The 239-nt window shown below is 46.0% G+C and carries 1 protein-coding gene; it reads left to right on the top strand.

All coding sequences use genetic code 11. From position 1 onward, the window contains the following. Positions 1-239: aspartate/glutamate racemase family protein (locus tag AAEY75_RS16935; RefSeq protein WP_352260334.1), on the top strand; the 239-nt coding region annotated here is incomplete at both ends.

The raw sequence follows: 239 nt of genomic DNA, 5'->3' as shown, positions 1-239 counted from the left end.
GAGCAAGAGTTAATAGCTGGATGTGTTGCTCTGATCACCCATCATGCTCGACGTGTTAATGCCAGTATCGTGGTTGTTGCCTGCAATACCGCCAGTACTTTGGTATTGCCGCTATTACGCCAACAATTAACAATTCCTATCGTGGGTGTTGTTCCTGCCATAAAACCTGCTGCGATGTTATCGAAGAAAAAGCACATTGGTTTATTGGCTACGCCGGGCACAGTGAAACGAGATTACAC

It is taken from the genome of Psychrobacter sp. TB55-MNA-CIBAN-0194 (assembly GCF_040309505.1).
Classification (GTDB): Bacteria; Pseudomonadota; Gammaproteobacteria; order Pseudomonadales; family Moraxellaceae; genus Psychrobacter; species Psychrobacter fozii.
This window is presented reverse-complemented; position numbering and strand designations above follow the sequence as displayed.